The organism is Solidesulfovibrio fructosivorans JJ] (genome assembly GCF_000179555.1).
Lineage (GTDB): Bacteria > Desulfobacterota > Desulfovibrionia > Desulfovibrionales > Desulfovibrionaceae > Solidesulfovibrio > Solidesulfovibrio fructosivorans.
The window spans coordinates 34,276-50,504 of record NZ_AECZ01000020.1; the positions used below are offsets into that span (position 1 = coordinate 34,276).

Sequence of the window (16,229 nt, forward strand, 5' to 3'; positions counted from 1 at the left end):
ACATCGGCGGGCAAAATGCACGACTTCGCGCGCGTTTTGTCGGGATCGCAACGGGATCGTTACGCGTCCGGCGCGGGGGCGGCCAATTGAAGCACCGCCTTGGCATACCCCTGGCGCAGGGCTTCCATGTAGGCGGCGTCCACCGGCCCTTTCCAGGTGGTGATCTGGGAAAACCGCTTGGGGATGCGCGTTTTGGTCGGATCGTAGCCGGTTTCCATCTTGCGCCGCCAGCGTTCGCGCCTCGCATGCTCGCTCGCCGCGTCGAGGTTGGCGGCAAGCTCGCCATGGCCCAGGCAGGTCAGCACGTCGCCGACGACCTCGGGCTTGTAGACCTCGCGGGCGAACAGGCAGGCCACGAGACAGGTGAGTTGCACGCGTTCGCGTTCGTCGTCCACGAGGAATTTGACCACCGCGTCCACGTCCTTTTCCTTGTGCTTCTGGTCGTAGGAATAGGCCCCGGTGTCGAGGTGGGAATGGCGGAAGGCCACGGTCTGGGAGGCGAAATAGGTCTCGCCCGTGGCGTAGCCGGCCATCTCCTGGCCCAGCACGCAGGCGAAGTCCTCGCCGCCGTACCGGGAGGCCGCGACCAGCGCCCCCTGGCCAAGGGCGGCGTAAAAGTCGTTGGCCTTGTGCCCGAGCAGCCACATGGCCCGCTTGAAGGCGGCCGCGTCGCCGAAGGCCAGTTTCACCTCGGTTTCCTTTTCGGAAACGAGCCCCTTGGTCGTGGCCTCCACGGCCCAGGCCAAGGCCACGCCGGCCGAGATGATGTCCAGTCCCTGCCGGTCGGCCACGTCGTTTATGGCCAGCACCTCGGTCGGATCGGTGACGCCGAGCATGGGGCCGGCGGCGAAATTGGGTTCGTGGTCGTAGGCCACCTGATGGATGGCGAAGCGGTGGGAGGCGGAAAACATCTCGCGCACCATGCCCACGTGGATGCAGCCCACCGGGCAGCCGGAACAGGCGGCGTTGTGCATGAGGAGCTTTTCGGCAAAGGCCTCGCCCGAGATTTTATCCGCCTCGGGGTCGCTCGTCGCGGCCAGGTTGCGCCAGGGCAGGGACTTGAGCTCGTTTAAGGGCAGCACGTTGGCCGGAGTGCCGAGGTTGTGGTATTTCTCCATCATCCCCGAGGCCGTGACCTTCTCGTGGATGTCCTTGAAAAGATTGGAATAACTCTTGTCCTCGGGCAGGGGCAGGTCGCCGTCGCCCATGACCACCACGGCCTTGCAGTTTTTGGCTCCCATGACGGCCCCGGCCCCGAGCCGGCCGAAATGGCGGTAGGTGTCGACGTTGATGCAGGCGTAGGCGCTGCCGTTTTCCCCGGCCGGGCCGATGCGCATGATGGAGCGGTGGCCGGAAGCGCCGGCGGCGATCTTGCGCAGGAGCTTGCCCGTGGTGAAGACGTCGGCCCCGCGCAGGTAGTGCACGTCGATCAGTTCGATGCGCCTCGATCCCACCGCCAGCACGGACAGGCGCGGTGCCCGGCCCGTCACGACGAGCGCATCGAGCCCGGCGAAACGCAAGGCCAGGGCCGAACGGCCGCCGGCGTGGGACTCGGCGTAATTATCGTTATAGGGTGATTTGAAGCCGCACACGGTCTTGCTCATGAGCGGAAAATAGCCTGTTGCCGGGCCGATGGCGAAAATGAGCGGCTGGCGCGGATCGAACGGGGCCTCCCCGGGCAGGCCGTACTTGGAATAGAGCAGCGCCGCCAGCCCCGAACCGCCGATCCACAAGCCGCGCCCGGGCAGCATGACCAGATCGCCCCGCCCCTGGGACAGGTCGTAAACGAGCACGCGGAATTGGTCGTTATCACTTGGCGACATCGCAGCTCTCCAGGCAGGGCGCGGCGGACGCCTCGGCGTCGACGAGCTCCAGGCAGCCGTGGGGACAATACGGAATGCACTGGCCGCAGTGGATGCACACGCTGGGGTTGCCGGCGGCGTCGATGTTGATGGCCTCCACCGGGCAGGACTTGGCGCACTGGCCGCAACGGATGCACAGGGATTTCTTGAGCAGCACCCCGCCGCCGGATTTGCGCTGGACCATGGCTCCGGTGGGACAGGCGGCGGCGCAGGGGGCGGGATCGCAGGCCAGGCACAAAATGGCCTGGAAGCCGCTGGAGACGCCACCTGTGGAGCGGATGCGGATGCCGGCCGTATTCCAGGATAAATTCTTGTAAACCAACCGGGCGCAGGCCAGCGAGCAGGAATGGCAACCAATACAGCGTTCCATGCGCACGGCGCGATGGATCTTCATGTGAAACTCCAGCCCCTTGGCCTAAAAAGGCATAATCGTTCCGGGGGATTCCAGGTAGTCATAGTGGCAAACCCGTCAAAGCAGGTCAACAGTCGCGGCGTGTCTCTTTTGTTTTTTCCAAGGTCGCGAGAAGGATTTCTTGACCAGCCGCCCGATTGCGCCTATAGAGCTTTCTCCCGATGGGGGCGTAGCTCAGCTGGGAGAGCGACGCGTTCGCAACGCGTAGGTAGTGGGTTCAAGTCCCATCGCCTCCACCAAGAAAATAAGGGCCTTGCGGTAAACACCGCAGGGCCCATTTTCTTTGCCCACCCCGCCAGCCATTGCCCCTCCCCCGAAATTCCTGCATATTACCAACAAATCCGCTACCCATGGGAGGTCGCCTTGCCCCCATCCGCCCGAGAGCTCCTGACCAGGCTGGCTCCGGATTTCCCCGCCCGGCACGTCGGCGAAATCCACACCGACACCACCGAATTCATGAGCATCAGCGCCGGCGACGTGATCCAACTCGGCGCGCGACATTTCCTGGTCCTTCGCGACGAAGCCGAACGCCGCTTCGGCCTGGAAGACCCCAAATTCTGGGTCAAGCGCTGCCGCAACCTGGAAACCGGCAACCGCAACATACTCAAGCTCGTCTTCCACGAGAGCTTCCCCATGACCATCGGCTCCATGGTCGTCACCTGCACCAGAAGCCCCCGCAAGGAATCGCGCATCCTGGATCTCGTGCGCGGCGACCACCGCTTCATGCAAGGCGAAACGGTCCTGGACACAGCCGGAAATCCGGTGCGCATCCTGGAGGTCGTGGCCGGCAAACGCCTGGACGAAAAAATCGAAGCCCTGGAAATGTCCCACCGGGACTATTTCCACACCCTCTTCCCCGACGTGCTGGCCCGGTTCATCGAGGCCTGCGAAGCCATCGCCTGGCTCCACGACCACAACGAGAAACACGGCGACGTGCGCCGCGACCACCTTTACGTCAGCTACGACACGGGCCGCTACGTCTGGATCGACTTCGACTACACCTTCGATTTCCAGGAAAGCCCCTTCGGCCTGGACCTCTTCGGACTCGGCAACATCATCCAGTTTCTGGTGGGCATGGGCCAGCACACCACGCAGTCCATCACCCCGGCCCAGCGCAAGCTGATCGAAGCCGAGGACTGCTCCATCATGTTCGCCAACCGCATCGTGAACCTCAAAAAACTCTTTCCGTACATACCGGATGCGCTCAACAACGTCCTGTTGCGGTTTTCGCTCGGAGCGAACGTCTTTTACGACGCAACCAGGGACCTCATCCGCGACCTGACCAAGGCGCATAAGGCCCTCGGCGCGTAAAACCGACCCCAATCCCGCCACCATACGGCCGGAAACACCTCCCGGAGGCAGCATGAGCGAGACAAAAATCCTGATCGCCTTCGACGGCTCGGAAAATTCATTGCGGGCCGTTTCCTACACCGCCGCCATGATCGGCGGCGGCCAGAAACGCCACGTCGCCGTGGCCGCCATCGAACGGCCGCCGGACCGCGACCTGTTCCCGGACGATCTTTCCTGGAAGGCGGAATGCGCCCGCCGCGTGGACGCCATGCGCGCCTCGCTGCTCGACGCCAAGGCCATGCTGGTCGCGGCCGGCATCCCCGACGACTGGGTGGAGACGCGGTTCGTGGAAAGCTGCCGCTCGCCGCTACGGGAATCCATGGAATGCAGCATTGGCACGAGCATCGCGCTCGAGATCCTGCGGCTGGCCGAGGAAGGCGGCTTCGGCACGGTGGTGGTCGGCCGGCGCGGCGTGTCCAAACAGGAGGAATTCCTCTTCGGCTCCGTGTCGACCAAGATCATCCACGCGGCCAAAGGCCGGGCCGTGTGGGTGGTAGCTTAGGAAAAGTGAAGAAGGTGCGAGAGGGGAAACCCTTTGGAAAGGGTTCTCCCCTCTCGCGCTCTCCCCTTCCTAAATTTTCCAACTATACCGCGATGATATCGACAACACCTTGTCACTATTAAAAGTCTTTGGGAAGGGGGTCCGGGGGGAACCCTTTCTTCAGAAAGGGTTCCCCCCGGCTCTTCTCAAACCAAACGCATCGCCAAGTCGAGTGCGGCTTCCAGGCTGCCGGTATCGGCCCGGCCGGAGCCGACGAGGCCGAAGGCCGTGCCGTGTCCGACCGAGGTGCGCACGAAGGGGAGCCCGAGGGTCACGTTCACCGTTTCGTTAAAGTGGAACATCTTGAGCGGCGGCAGCCCCTGGTCATGGTACATGGCCAGGATGGCGGAAAATTCCCCGCCGACCGCCCGGTGAAAGACCGTGTCCGCCGGCAACGGCCCGACCGCCCCCATCCCCTTGGCCACGGCCGCCATGACGGCCGGGCGCACCACATCCTCGTCCTCGCGGCCGAGAAGCCCGCCCTCCCCGGCATGGGGATTGAGCCCGCAGACCGCGATGGGTTTGTCCGCCACGCCCAGCCGCTTCACATAATCCCAGGTCAGCTCCAAACAGCGCGCCACCCGGTCGTAGGTGACGAGGGCCGGCACCCGGGACAGCGGCGGGTGGGTGGTGACGAGGCTGACCCGCAGCACCGGCCCGCACAGGTGCATGCACACGCCCTCGCGCCCCACTCCCGAACGCTCGGCCAGAAATTCCGTGTGCCCGGGGAAGGCGAACCCCGCTTCATTGAGCGCCGCCTTGGACAACGGCCCGGTAACAAGCCCCCAGTCCGGATGCTTGGCCAGGATGGGCACGGCGTATTCCAGGGATTCGCCCGCGGCCAGCCCGCCGGCCGGGGTTTCCTTGCCCGGTGTGGCCGGGAGGCCGGCCAGACGCGGCGGCGTCAGGAGATAGATTCCGGGCGCGCGATCAGCCAGGGCGCTCGGGTTGGCCGGGTCCAGGGGGGTCCAGAAAGGGGTGATGGAAAAATGCCGGCAGTGGTGGACGAGCGGCGCTTCCGGGCCGATCAGGGCCAACCGAAGATCCGGGTAGGCCTTGGCGGCGAGAAGCCGGCAGATCAGTTCCGGCCCGATGCCGTTGGCGTCGCCCAGGGTCATGAGGACGGGGGAGAGTGTTTTGTACATGGTATACCGTATGTTTTTCTTTTGAACGACGGGGGGTGACGGAATGGATCAAGATGGAGATGGAGGCCTGGGAGGGTGTGCCCGAGGCGAAGGCGTATTCTTCAAATATGCGCCGCCCGCCTCGGGCACACCCCTCCCAGGCCCAGTCCATGCGGTCCATCATCGCAACCGGGAAAGACCCGTTGTCCTGGTGGAAACGTAAGGAAATAGCCCGAACTCGGCAAGATTCGGAGCTGGCAAGGAATGCCGTGCAAATCCCTTCGTCCATTAAAGGGGGCCGGGGGGAATTATTCCCCCCGGTGGTGGAGGGTCTGGGAGGAGGCAAAGCCTCCTCCCAGCGCTTCCCTACTCGGGCGTGAAGGCGATGGCGGCCAGGGGGGGAAGTTTGATGGACAGGAAGTAGGGCCAGCCGCCGTAGGTGGTGGGCTGGGCCATGACGCCGCCGTCGTTGCCGACATCGCCACCGCCGAAGTAGGTGGAATCGGAATTGAAGATTTCGCGCCAGAAGCCCGGCACGCGGCAGCCCACGGTATAGGCCTCGCGCACGACCGGGGTGAAGTTGAAGGCCCAGAGGATTTGCGAGCCGTCCGGGGCCTTGCGCAGGAAGGTGATGACCGACGAGGCGTAGTCCGACAGGTCCACCCATTCGAAGCCGGTCCAGTCGTTATCCTGGACGTGCATGGCCGGGCGTGCCTTGTGCAGGGCGTTGAGCGCCCGCACGAGTTCCATGGCCCCCTGGTGCTGGGGGAACTCGGTCAGCACCCAATCAAGCTCCTCGTGGGAAGTCCACTCCTTCCATTGGCCGAATTCGCAGCCCATGAAAAGCAGCTTCTTGCCGGGGTGCGCCCACATATACGAGAGGAAAAGGCGCAGGTTGGCCATCTGTTGCCAGTGATCCCCAGGCATCTTGCCGATGAGCGACCCCTTGCCGTGGGTCACCTCGTCGTGGGAGAGCGGCAGGATGAAATTCTCGTGGAAGGCGTAGAGCATGGAGAAAGTCAGCTGGTTCTGGTGGTAGGACCGGTAGACCGGGTCCTTGGTGAAATAATCCAGGGTGTCGTTCATCCAGCCCATGTTCCACTTGAAGGTGAAACCCAGGCCTCCGGTGTAGACCGGCCGGGACACGCCGGCCCAGGAGGTGGACTCCTCGGCGATCATGGACGCGCCGGGGAAATGCTCGTGCACCACGACGTTGAGGTCGCGCAGGAAATCGATGGCATCGACATTTTCCTTGCCGCCGTATTTGTTGGGAATCCACTCCCCTTCATTACGGGAATAATCGAGGTAGAGCATGCTGGCCACGGCATCGATGCGCAGGCCGTCGATGTGGAATTCCTTGAACCAGTAGAGGGCGTTGGAAAAAAGGAAGTTGCGCACCTCGTGACGGCCGTAGTTGAAGACATAGGTGCCCCAATCGGGATGCTCGCCCTGCCGCCAGTCCTCATGCTCGTAAAGCCCGGTGCCGTCGAAACGCCCCAGGCACCATTCGTCCTTGGGAAAATGGCCGGGCACCCAGTCGAGGATGACGCCAATACCCGCCTGGTGGCAGGCGTCGATCAGAAAGCGTAGGTCCTCGGGCGTGCCAAAGCGCGAGGTCGGGGCGAAATAATGTCCGGTCTGGTAGCCCCAGGATTCGTCCAGGGGATGTTCGGCCAGGGGCATAAACTCGATATGGGTGAACCCCAGATCGCGGACGTAGGGCACGAGCTTCGCGGCCAGTTCACGGTAGGTGTAAAACGAACCGTATTCCTTGGTGTTCCAGCGCCAGGACCCGGCGTGGACCTCGTAGACTGAAATGGCGTCGTCCAGGGGCAGCCCCTTGGCCCGGCGGGCATCCATCCAAGCGGCGTCGCCCCAGGTATAGTCGTCCAGGCCCCAGGCCCGGGCGGCCACGCCGGGGCGCATCTCGGCGAACAAGGCGAAGGGATCGGTCTTGAAGACCGTGTCGCCGTATTTCCCGGTGACGGCGAACTTGTAGAGATCGCCGTGGGCAAGACCGGGAATGTAGCCGGCCCAGACACCCGAAGCCGCGACCGGAAAAAGTTCGTGCGTGCCGGGCTGCCAGTCGTTGAAATCCCCCACCACGGAGACGGCTTTGGCATTGGGCGCCCAGACGGCGAAACGGTAGCCCGCTCCCTTTTCCCCTTCATGGGCATGGGCGCCGAGCACGCGGTAAAGGTCCCAATGCTTGCCCTGGCCGAAAAGATAAATATCGAGCTCGCCGATATTCACGGGCAGGCACGACGAACTGGTCTTCTTGCTTGATGCTTCCATGCGAGGGCTCCTTACAGTCATGACCAGACGGTTCCTTATATGTCCGCGCCGAGTTCCCGGTACAAACTAATGTAGTTCTTGGCCGCCTTTTCCCAGGAATAGTCGGACCGCATGGCCCGCACCACCATGCCGCGCCAAGCCTCGGGCTGGTCCCAAAGCTCCAGGGCGTCGCGCACGGCCTGGAAGAAAAGCTCCGGATCGGGCTCGCGGAAGGTGAATCCCGTGGCCTCGGGATCGGGCCAGGGCACGATGGTGTCGCGAAGTCCGCCCACGGCCGTGGCCACGGGCGGCGTGCCGAAGCGCAGGGCGTACATCTGGGTCAGGCCGCAGGGCTCGTAGCGCGAGGGCATAAGGAAGATGTCCGACCCGGCCTGGATGCGGTGGGCCAAGTCCTCGGTGTAACCGATGCGCACCACCAGCTTGCCGGGATAGCTCTCCATCATGTCGAGGAGCACGGCCTCGTAGTCCAGGCTTCCTTCGCCGAGGACCACCACGGCCACGTCCTGCTCCATGAGCCGGGCCATGATGTCGATCAGAAGGTCCACGCCCTTCTGGTCGCGGATGCGGCCGATAAAGCCGAGGATGGGCCGCTTGAGGAACCGGCGGTCGATGCCGAGCTCGGCCACGAGGTTGCGCTTGCAGGTTTTTTTCCCGGCCAGGTCGTCGGGATTGTAGGCGCTCGGCAGGTAGCGGTCGTTTATGGGGTCCCAGACGGTGTAATCCGCGCCGTTCAAAATGCCGCGCAGGTTCGAGGAGCGGCTGGACAGGATGCCTTCCAGGCCGCAGCCGAACTGGGGATAGAGGATTTCCAGGGCATAGGTGGGGCTGACCGTGGTCACGATGTCGGAATAGGCGATGCCGGCCTTGAGCAGGTTGAAATCGCCCCAGAATTCCGCGCCGTCCATGTTCCAGGCCTCGCGCGGCAGGCCCGAATCCCAGAAAAGCCGCGAGGCGAACCGGCCCTGGAAGGCCAGGTTGTGGATGGTCATGACGGTTTTGGTGTTGCGCCAAAACGGCGCTTCCGGCCGCAGGAAACGCAGATAGGCCGGGACCAGGGCGGCCTGCCAGTCGTGGGCGTGGACGATGGCCGGCGCGCCGTCGAGGCGGCTGGCCCAGGCCATGGTGGCCCGGCAGAAAAATATGAAGCGCTCGCAGTTGTCGAAATAGTCGCCGTCGTGGGTATTGTAGTAGAACCGGCGGTCGAAGTACTCGCCCCGCGAGACGAAATAAACCGGCACGTCGTCGCAGGTGGCGGTGTAGATGTCGGCGGTGATGGGCGCCCAGGGATAGCCGACGCGGCATTGGGAATAGATCAGCCGCAACTGGTGGTCGGCGGTGTTGAGCCGGCCGTAGTACGGCGTAATCAGGGCGACGTTGACCCCCTGGCGCTTGAGTTCCTTGGGCAGCGCGCCCATGACGTCCCCAAGCCCACCGGTTTTGGAAAAGGGGTACATCTCCGAAGCGACAAAGAGGACCTTGTGATGAAACTTCATCGCACTCCTCGGCCTGGCCGGTTGCGTTCATGGGCGTGTGCCGACGCGTCTGCCGCGCCTGGATCGCGCCCCTCCAGCCGCCGTTATTCGGCTTGGCGGCTGTCAAAACGTGGCTGCCCCGGCGGGAGTTGCTCCAAAAGGGTTCGCCCCCGCCGAAAATCCCCTAGATTGTACCAGCCTAACGCGGATTGACCTTTTTGAACAGCGCGACGTAATCACTTAGAATCCGCGCGTGATCGAAGCATAGGGGGCTTGGCCACTGGCCGACGGGAAACACCCCGACCTCCTTGGCGTCGTCGCCGGCGGCCAGTTCGTCCGGATCGAGGGCCTGGGCGGTGTAAACGACGCTCATAGTATGTTGCCTGGGGTCCCGGGACGGATCGGAGTAGACGCCGAGCAACCCGGTCAGCTCGACGGTGAGCCCGGTTTCCTCCTTGGCCTCGCGCACGCAGGCGATTTCCGCCGGCTCGCCATAATCGATAAATCCGCCGGGCAGGGCCCAGCCGAACGGTTCGTTCAAGCGTTTGACGAGCACGATTCCGCGTCCGGGAAGATGAATGAGGGCGTCCACGGTGGGGACGGGGTTGCGGTAATGCACCACGGGCTGACCGCAATGGGGGCAAGGCTTGGTAAGGGCCATGAGGCAGCGGCTCCTGAAGGGGCCTGGGACGCTTTTTCCCGCCTTTAAACGAAATATCGCGCAACCGGAAAAAACGGTCTCAAGCGTTTATAAAAATACGTTTTTCCAACATGTCCAAAGTACGCGAAATGCACTTCCCTGACAAGGTCGTTCTGGAACATGCCGGAGCTTTGGGAGATTTCCTTCTGGCCTGGCCCGCTTTCCTGTCCCTGGCCCGGCACTTCGCCGACCGCCCCATCCATTATGCCGTGCCTTCCGCCCACGCGCCCTGGCTGGCCCCGTTCGCCACGCCCTGCCCGCCCGCCTTGCGCCGGGGGCTCGACGCCCGGTTCGAGGGAAAGGCCTGGCCCATGGCGCTTGCGGGAACGCTGGTCGTGCGCCCTGGCCTGGGCAGGCGTCCGGAGCTCCCGGACTGGGAGGAATTCCTCTTTCTGCACGGCATGGCCGCCGACCGGGACGCCCCCCCGACGATGCTCTACCGCGAGGCCCTCACAAAGCGCGGCATCACCTTTGCCGCGAACTGGGCCGAAACCTTTCAGGCCCATTTCGGCCGCCATGCCCCGGCCGGGGACACGGCGCTCCTTTTTGCCGGAGCCGGCAGCCAGGACAAGGCCTGGCCGCTGCCCCGCCTTAAGTATCTGGCGGAAATGTTACGGGACCATGGCATGCGGCCGGTCTTTGTCCTTGGCCCGGTGGAGCGCGAACGCGGCATTGTCCCGGCCGGGGGCGAGATTGTCACGCCGGACACCATGGCCGAACTTTCCCGGGCGCTTTGCGCGGCCCGGTGCGTGGTCGGGCCGGACTGCGGCCCCATGCATCTGGCCGGGATGCACGGGGTGCCAGGAGTGGCGCTTTTCGGCCCGACGTCGCCGGCCCAGTGGGGGCCATTGGGCATGGAAATCGTCACGGCGGGGCTGCCCTGCGCGCCCTGCGCGGCCATGACGTCCGGGAATTTCGCGCCGCAGTGCCCCCGGCCGCTGCCGTGTCTGGCCGGCATTGCGGTGGAAACCGTCTGGAACGCGCTGCGGCGTCGCCTGGCCCTCGCGAGTTGACAAGGCACAACGCTTCACACAGTATGCAAGGAAGCGGACAGTATGCAACGAAAGGGCCGTCTTTATACGCCCTCTGTACCGCGAATCCAAAACGTCCAATTTATAAAAAAGCCTATGAAACAGGCCAAGATCGTCGTTGCGGCCATACTGGCCTGGATGGTGCCGGCACTGTGTCTGGCGACGGATTTCAGCGCGATTTTCAAAAAAAACACGGACTCCGTCGTCACCATAAAATCCGGGAACAATATCGGAACCGGTTTTTATATCACGCCCAATCTCATCGTCACCAACCTGCACGTCATACGTAACGCCCCGGACATCAGCTTCGCCACATCGTACAAGGATGGATTCGCCAAGGTCGATGCCGTCGCCGCCGTGGACAAAGCCCACGACCTGGCCCTCCTCTACGCGAAAAACCCGGGCAAACCCGTCACCCTGGCCCGGTCCGCCGACCTCGTTCCCGGCATGGAGCTTGTCTCCATCGGTTCGCCCCAAGGGTTCGAAAAGACGTTTGCCGGCGGCAATTTCAGCCAGATGCGGCAAAACGGCCTGATGCAGATTTCCATTCCCGTGTCCCCGGGCTCGAGCGGGTCGCCGGTGTTTGACGCCAAGGGGCAGGTGGTAGGCGTGGTCGTTGCGCAGCGAAAAGGAGCCCAAAACCTCAATTTCGCCATACCGTCCGAATTCGTGCTCGCCCTCATGCAAAAGGCGGAAGGGATTCCCGAGCAGGAATACATGAGCACGGGCGCGTTCCATCAGGCGAACAAAGACGATCGCCAGATCGAAGGGGCCGGGGCCGTCCTGAAAGATTACAGCAATATCGATACGGGCCGCGACGGGTGCAGAAATTTCAGCTCGACGTTTTTCGAATCGCCGGGCGCCGGCCCGATCAAGAAATGCGTCTGCAACGACGCCGTCATCTACACGAACATCATCTGCCAGTGTCCGGCATGTAGAAAATAAGGCCCGCGTGCGTCATTCCCGCACGAGGGTAAAACCCGCCGCCCGAAGCGCGCCAAGCGGCGTCGCGCCTTCCCGGAAAATGCGCAGCCGGCGGCCGCCCAAAAGTCCGGCCACGGTCGAGGCCACCCCGCCCCCGGGAGCCGGTCCCTCGGTCACGACGCCGTCAGCAGCCGCCACCACCGCCGGATCAAGAGCCTCGGGAGAAGCCGCCGGCGGGTTGCCGCTCACATTGGCGCTGGTGGCGACCACCGCCCCGCCGGCCAGACGGCACAGCGCCGCCGCCGTGGGATGCGGGGTGAACCGCACCGACACCCGGCCCGAAGCGTCCTTGACCAGCCCGGGCAACGCGTCGCGGCACGGCACCACGAGCGACAACGGCCCCGGCCAGAACCGGCGGGCTAGATCGTCGAAATCCGCGGCCAGGAGACCGGCTGCGAATCCCTCCGGCAATATGGCCGCAAACTGGCCCACCCCCCCCACGAGAAGCGGCAAGGGCTTGGTCGCCGGCCGGGCCTTTATGGACACAATGCGCGCCAGGGCCGCCGCTTCGGTGGCCAGCGCGCCAAGCGCGAAAAACGTCTCGGTCGGATAGACCAGACAGCCCCCGGCCATAAGCCCGCGCGCCGCCGCCGCGATATCCAGGCGGGCCATGCCGCCCCCCCTCTCCGTCGTTTGATCCGATGCTGGAATGGACATTTATCCCCCGGTTCCGTACTTCCCGAAAAGAGCTAGCACCATTGCCGACAGGGGAAAAGAACCGTCATGCCGACCAATCGCCAGGGCTGGGACCTGCCGCCCATGCCCGTCCCAAGCCCGGAATTTCCGGCCGCCATCCGCCAGGCCATGCCCATCTGGGCGCTCACCTCGCAACAACCGGAACTGCGCCTGTCGCTGTGCCGCATCCTGGCCGGCCAGTCGTCCTCCGATTGCCTGGCCGCCGCCCAGGGCATGCTCGCCTGGGCCTTTCAGGAAAACCCCTTCGACGCCGCGACCGCCGCCTTGCTGGAATCGCTCCAGGACGCGCACCCCTTTTTGCCGCCAAGGACAGCCGCCCTGCTGCGCCTGACGCGCGCAGCCACGGCCTCGCCCCCGGACGATATCCGCTTCGACGAACTGCGCGCCGGCGGCGACACGGCGCTTATCGTCCGCTACCTGGAACTGGCGGCCAAGGACAAGGCAAGCGCGCTTTCCCGCCTGGCCCCGGCATTCGCCACCCTTTGCCGCCTGCCCGACGCCGACGCGGCCGCGTCCCTGCTCGCCGCCTTCGCCCCGAACCTGCCGCCCGCGCTTTTCGCCCGGCTCGCCGCCGAACTGGCCTGCCTGCGCCGGCCGCCCGAAGACGCCCTGCCGCTCCTTTTGACACTCGACCGCGAGGCCTGGGGCCTCTACGCCGCGGTTGCCGCCTCCCACTGTCTTTCGCGCCTGGGCGAACGCGACAAGGCGCGTGACGCCTGTCTGGCCGCGCGAAGCCTCCTGCCCCAGCACGTCAACCTGACGCTGCGGGCCTACGAACTCAGCCTTCCCCGCGCCACGCCGCCTACCCCGGAACCGAACGAAGCAGCCGTGTGCCTCTACTCCATGAACAAGGCGGAACTCTTCCGCGACTGCCTGGCCCATCTGGCCACGACCGACCTCGGCGGCAGCCTCGTGGCCGTGCTGGACAACGGATCGAACGACCAGACCCCCGAGGTTCTGGCCGCCGTGGCCCCCCTTTTCCCCGAAGGGCGCTTCGTCTCCGTGCGCCTGCCCGTCAATATCGGCGCGCCCGGAGCCCGCAACTGGCTGCTCGCCCTGCCCGAAGTCGCCGCCTGCCGCAACGTGGCCTTCCTCGACGACGACGCCTTCCCCGAAGTCGACTGGCTGTCCCGGCTCCTGGAAAAAGCCCGCGAAGTCCCCGACGCCGGGGCCATCGGCTGCGCCATCGTGGATACGGACGCGCCAAACGACCACCAGTCCGCCGACTTCAATCTCTTTCCCCCGGAGATGGGCGCGCAAAGCCTGCCCGAGACCAACGAACGCCTGTTCGTGTGCGAGCCCTGCCGGGGCGCGCCGGACATAAGCCTTTTCGCCTACACCCGGCCCTGCCTGTCCGTCTCCGGCTGCTGCCACCTGCTCCCCCGCCGCGCCCTCGACGCCGTGGGCGGCTTCGACATCCGCTACAACCCCACCCAGTTCGACGACCTCGACCGCGATATCCGCTGCTTTCTGGCCAACCACCCCGCTCTCTACGCCGGGACCGTCCGCGTCGGCCACAAACAAGGCTCCAGCCTCGCCCTGGCCAAGACGCAGGCCCAGGTCGCCCATATCGTCGGCAACAAGATCAAACTCGAATACACCGTGTCCGACCCCGACGCCGACCGCCTGTGGCGGGAGAATTTGCAGGAGTTGCTACGGGATCTGGCCGAGAAGGACGCGGCCCTGGCATCAGGCTAGGCGAGGCGAGGCTTGAGAGACAGGGGCTCCGCCCCTGGACCCCGCCGGGGGACTTGATGTCCCCCGGACCCCCTTTTACCGGGTTGGGTTGGTGGGGTGTGGGAGAGGCTGGTGGGTTGATGTCTTTGGGCGATGAGACGCCGTATGTTAGTTGCCGCAATCGGCCCGGCGGCACGAGGCGCTTCGCGCCTCGACGCCGGACACGATTGCGGCAACAACCGCGCCAGCGGCGAAGCGCCGCATTTTAAAACAAGCAGTTTCTCTGAATGTCGCCCCCTTGGGGCGACGGCGTGGTGGAAGCGGAATTTGCTTGGGACGAGCTTGTCGCGAAGCGACATGCACCGTCCCGACAAATTCCGCCTCCATCTTCACCCAACCGCTTCCCCGCCAGCCAGCCCCTCCCCCGCCCAGCCAAAGCACACCAAACGGGGGGTCCGGGGGCCCGTGGCCTCCCGGCGGGTCCGGGCAGCGCCCGGCGGGGCCTGGGGCGGAGCCCCAGATACTCCGGTCGCCTTACTTCTGCTCCCAGGCGGCGGCGAGACGGTCGAATTCCTCGGGCGGCAGACAGGGCGCGTCATAGCAGCCGGCGGCGAGGCGCTGGCGGAAGCCTTCGTAGAGGATGACGGCGGCGGCCACGGACACATTGAGGCTTTGCACCATGCCCTGCATCGGGATATAAAGCGCTCCGTCCACGTAGGGGGCGAGTTCTTCGTCGACACCCCGGTGTTCGTTGCCGAGGATGATGGCGACCTTGCCCGTCAGGTCCCATTCCTGAAGCGGCCTGGCCGTTTCGGAGAAGCTGGTGGCCACGAGGGCGAATCCTTGGCCTTTTAGGGAGGAGGCCAGGGAGGCGGCGTCGGGGTGGCGCGTGGTTTCCACCCATTTCTTGGCTGATCCGGACGATTTTTTCCCCAGAGCCGGAAAGGCCGTATCGGTATAGAGCAGATGCACGCGATGGATGCCGAAGGCGTCGCAGCTTCTTAATATGGCCGACACGTTGTGCGGATCGTGGATGTTGTTTATGACCAGGGTCAGATCGGTCTGCCTTTTGGCCAGCACATCCCTGATGCGGCCGGCCCGGCGTTCGGTGATGCAGGTTCGCATGGCCGTGGCACATAGGCCAAAGATCGTGTCGGCGCAAGAACGGAGGTTTTTGCGGATATGACCAGGATGACTGCTCCGGCGGTTGTCGCCGCCAAGGGCGTGCGCAAACTGCCGATGCTGACCGCGTACGATTATGCCGCCGCCAGGCTGGCCGAGGCCGCCGGGATCGACCTTCTTTTGGTGGGCGATTCGCTGGCCATGGTGGTGCTCGGCCATGAGGACACCTTGTCCGTGACAATGGAGGAGATGCTCCACCATGTCCGGGCGGTGTCTCGCGGCGCGCAGAAGGCGCTGGTCATCGCCGACATGCCGTTCATGTCGTACCAGGCTTCGGTGGCCGAGGCCGTGACCAATGCCGGGCGTTTCCTCAAGGAGGGGCGAGCCGGGGCGGTCAAGCTCGAGGGCGGGCGCGAGGTGGCGCCGCAGGTGCGGGCCATGGTGGCCGCCGGCATTCCGGTGCTCGGGCATGTGGGGCTGACGCCGCAGCATGTGGCGGCGCTTGGCGGCTTCAAGGTGCAGTCGAAGACAGCGAAAGACGCCGCCGAACTGTTTGCCGACGCCATGGCCCTGGCCGAAGCCGGCTGTTTCGGGGTGGTGCTGGAGTGCATTCCCGCGCCGGTGGCCGCCGCCGTGACCAAGGCCCTGCCCGTGCCGACCATCGGCATCGGGGCCGGGCCGGACTGTGACGGACAGGTGCTGGTCTTCCACGACGTCCTGGGGCTCTACGATCGAATTCATCCAAAATTCGTCAAGCAATACGCAGAGTTGGGAAAGTCCGCAGTGGAAGCGTTGACGCAGTACGCCCAAGCGGTTACCAAGGGGACCTTTCCGGGACCGGAGCATGTTTTTTCCATGGCTCCGGAGGCGCATGACACTTTCCTTTCCATGATTGCCGCCGCCACGTCCGCGAAACCCACGGACCCGAACGATCCAAGCAACCCGTAAGCAGCCCGTGATCGC

General features: G+C 64.6%; 14 protein-coding genes and 1 tRNA gene. 7 read left to right on the forward strand and 8 right to left on the reverse strand.

The features are described 5' to 3' along the window. Positions 1–59: 59 nt before the first annotated feature. Positions 60–1,823, reverse strand: a complete 1,764-nt coding sequence (locus DESFRDRAFT_RS14000; protein WP_005994943.1) for an aldehyde ferredoxin oxidoreductase N-terminal domain-containing protein — start codon at positions 1,821–1,823, stop codon at positions 60–62. Further along, positions 1,810–2,256: a 4Fe-4S binding protein gene (locus DESFRDRAFT_RS14005; RefSeq protein WP_005994944.1), complete on the reverse strand. Its 447-nt coding sequence runs from the start codon at positions 2,254–2,256 to the stop codon at positions 1,810–1,812. Before DESFRDRAFT_RS14005 ends, DESFRDRAFT_RS14000 begins: the two co-directional genes overlap by 14 nt. A 181-nt stretch (positions 2,257–2,437) precedes the next feature. Here DESFRDRAFT_RS14005 and DESFRDRAFT_RS14010 point away from each other — a divergent pair. From DESFRDRAFT_RS14010 to DESFRDRAFT_RS14020, 3 genes are all read left to right on the forward strand, one after another. After that, positions 2,438–2,513: transfer RNA gene (locus DESFRDRAFT_RS14010), tRNA-Ala, on the forward strand. Between the two features lie 124 nt (positions 2,514–2,637). Beyond that, complete coding sequence (locus DESFRDRAFT_RS14015) at positions 2,638–3,585, forward strand: hypothetical protein (RefSeq protein WP_005994946.1); 948 nt, start codon at positions 2,638–2,640, stop codon at positions 3,583–3,585. A gap of 52 nt (positions 3,586–3,637) precedes the next feature. Further along, the gene (locus tag DESFRDRAFT_RS14020; RefSeq protein WP_005994947.1) at positions 3,638–4,126 is read left to right on the forward strand and encodes a universal stress protein; all 489 of its coding nucleotides are present in this window, start codon (positions 3,638–3,640) and stop codon (positions 4,124–4,126) included. 185 nt (positions 4,127–4,311) lie between these two features. On the opposite strand, the gene pdxA is transcribed toward DESFRDRAFT_RS14020, so the two are convergent. The 4 genes from pdxA to DESFRDRAFT_RS14045 all read right to left on the reverse strand — a co-directional run bounded on the left by pdxA (position 4,312) and on the right by DESFRDRAFT_RS14045 (position 9,717). Further along, positions 4,312–5,310 carry a 4-hydroxythreonine-4-phosphate dehydrogenase PdxA gene (gene pdxA / locus DESFRDRAFT_RS14025; RefSeq protein WP_005994948.1) on the reverse strand — a complete coding sequence of 333 codons (999 nt, stop codon included), beginning with the start codon at positions 5,308–5,310 and terminating at the stop codon, positions 4,312–4,314. Positions 5,311–5,655: 345 nt separating this feature from the next. Continuing rightward, positions 5,656–7,584, reverse strand: a complete 1,929-nt coding sequence (gene glgB, locus DESFRDRAFT_RS14035) for a 1,4-alpha-glucan branching protein GlgB (RefSeq protein ID WP_005994949.1) — start codon at positions 7,582–7,584, stop codon at positions 5,656–5,658. Between the two features lie 35 nt (positions 7,585–7,619). Then, positions 7,620–9,077, reverse strand: a complete 1,458-nt coding sequence (glgA, locus tag DESFRDRAFT_RS14040; protein ID WP_005994950.1) for a glycogen synthase GlgA — start codon at positions 9,075–9,077, stop codon at positions 7,620–7,622. A 178-nt stretch (positions 9,078–9,255) separates the two neighbouring features. Further along, positions 9,256–9,717 (reverse strand): NUDIX domain-containing protein, encoded by a 462-nt coding sequence (locus DESFRDRAFT_RS14045; protein ID WP_005994951.1) that lies wholly within the window; start codon positions 9,715–9,717, stop codon positions 9,256–9,258. A gap of 110 nt (positions 9,718–9,827) precedes the next feature. Here DESFRDRAFT_RS14045 and DESFRDRAFT_RS14050 point away from each other — a divergent pair, with 110 nt between their 5' ends. Then, on the forward strand, positions 9,828–10,769 hold the full coding sequence (locus tag DESFRDRAFT_RS14050; protein WP_005994953.1) for a glycosyltransferase family 9 protein: 942 nt from the start codon (positions 9,828–9,830) through the stop codon (positions 10,767–10,769). Between the two features lie 114 nt (positions 10,770–10,883). After that, a complete protein-coding gene (locus DESFRDRAFT_RS14055; protein WP_043794950.1) occupies positions 10,884–11,732 on the forward strand; it encodes a S1 family peptidase in 849 nt (282 codons plus the stop codon). A 12-nt stretch (positions 11,733–11,744) separates the two neighbouring features. Here DESFRDRAFT_RS14055 and DESFRDRAFT_RS14060 read toward each other — a convergent pair whose 3' ends face one another. Then, the gene (locus tag DESFRDRAFT_RS14060) at positions 11,745–12,383 is read right to left on the reverse strand and encodes an L-threonylcarbamoyladenylate synthase (RefSeq protein ID WP_005994955.1); all 639 of its coding nucleotides are present in this window, start codon (positions 12,381–12,383) and stop codon (positions 11,745–11,747) included. Positions 12,384–12,494: 111 nt separating this feature from the next. Between DESFRDRAFT_RS14060 and DESFRDRAFT_RS14065 the strand changes: the two genes are divergently transcribed. Continuing rightward, positions 12,495–14,165: a glycosyltransferase family 2 protein gene (locus tag DESFRDRAFT_RS14065; RefSeq protein ID WP_005994956.1), complete on the forward strand. Its 1,671-nt coding sequence runs from the start codon at positions 12,495–12,497 to the stop codon at positions 14,163–14,165. Positions 14,166–14,678: 513 nt separating this feature from the next. Here the strand turns inward: DESFRDRAFT_RS14065 and DESFRDRAFT_RS14070 are convergent. Beyond that, positions 14,679–15,269, reverse strand: a complete 591-nt coding sequence (locus DESFRDRAFT_RS14070) for a TrmH family RNA methyltransferase (protein WP_005994957.1) — start codon at positions 15,267–15,269, stop codon at positions 14,679–14,681. A 57-nt stretch (positions 15,270–15,326) separates the two neighbouring features. Between DESFRDRAFT_RS14070 and panB the strand changes: the two genes are divergently transcribed. Then, positions 15,327–16,214: a 3-methyl-2-oxobutanoate hydroxymethyltransferase gene (gene panB / locus DESFRDRAFT_RS14075; protein WP_005994958.1), complete on the forward strand. Its 888-nt coding sequence runs from the start codon at positions 15,327–15,329 to the stop codon at positions 16,212–16,214. Positions 16,215–16,229: the final 15 nt, after the last annotated feature.

Coding starts and splice junctions, on each gene's coding strand:
- DESFRDRAFT_RS14060 (WP_005994955.1), bottom strand. CDS start 12,383: ATGGCCCGCCTGGATATCGCGGCGGCGGCGCGCGGGCTTATGGCCGGG.
- glgA (WP_005994950.1), bottom strand. CDS start 9,077: ATGAAGTTTCATCACAAGGTCCTCTTTGTCGCTTCGGAGATGTACCCC.
- DESFRDRAFT_RS14005 (WP_005994944.1), bottom strand. CDS start 2,256: ATGAAGATCCATCGCGCCGTGCGCATGGAACGCTGTATTGGTTGCCAT.
- DESFRDRAFT_RS14070 (WP_005994957.1), bottom strand. CDS start 15,269: ATGCGAACCTGCATCACCGAACGCCGGGCCGGCCGCATCAGGGATGTG.
- DESFRDRAFT_RS14045 (WP_005994951.1), bottom strand. CDS start 9,717: ATGGCCCTTACCAAGCCTTGCCCCCATTGCGGTCAGCCCGTGGTGCAT.
- DESFRDRAFT_RS14050 (WP_005994953.1), top strand. CDS start 9,828: ATGTCCAAAGTACGCGAAATGCACTTCCCTGACAAGGTCGTTCTGGAA.
- DESFRDRAFT_RS14055 (WP_043794950.1), top strand. CDS start 10,884: ATGAAACAGGCCAAGATCGTCGTTGCGGCCATACTGGCCTGGATGGTG.
- panB (WP_005994958.1), top strand. CDS start 15,327: ATGACCAGGATGACTGCTCCGGCGGTTGTCGCCGCCAAGGGCGTGCGC.
- DESFRDRAFT_RS14065 (WP_005994956.1), top strand. CDS start 12,495: ATGCCGACCAATCGCCAGGGCTGGGACCTGCCGCCCATGCCCGTCCCA.
- DESFRDRAFT_RS14000 (WP_005994943.1), bottom strand. CDS start 1,823: ATGTCGCCAAGTGATAACGACCAATTCCGCGTGCTCGTTTACGACCTG.
- DESFRDRAFT_RS14020 (WP_005994947.1), top strand. CDS start 3,638: ATGAGCGAGACAAAAATCCTGATCGCCTTCGACGGCTCGGAAAATTCA.
- glgB (WP_005994949.1), bottom strand. CDS start 7,584: ATGGAAGCATCAAGCAAGAAGACCAGTTCGTCGTGCCTGCCCGTGAAT.
- pdxA (WP_005994948.1), bottom strand. CDS start 5,310: ATGTACAAAACACTCTCCCCCGTCCTCATGACCCTGGGCGACGCCAAC.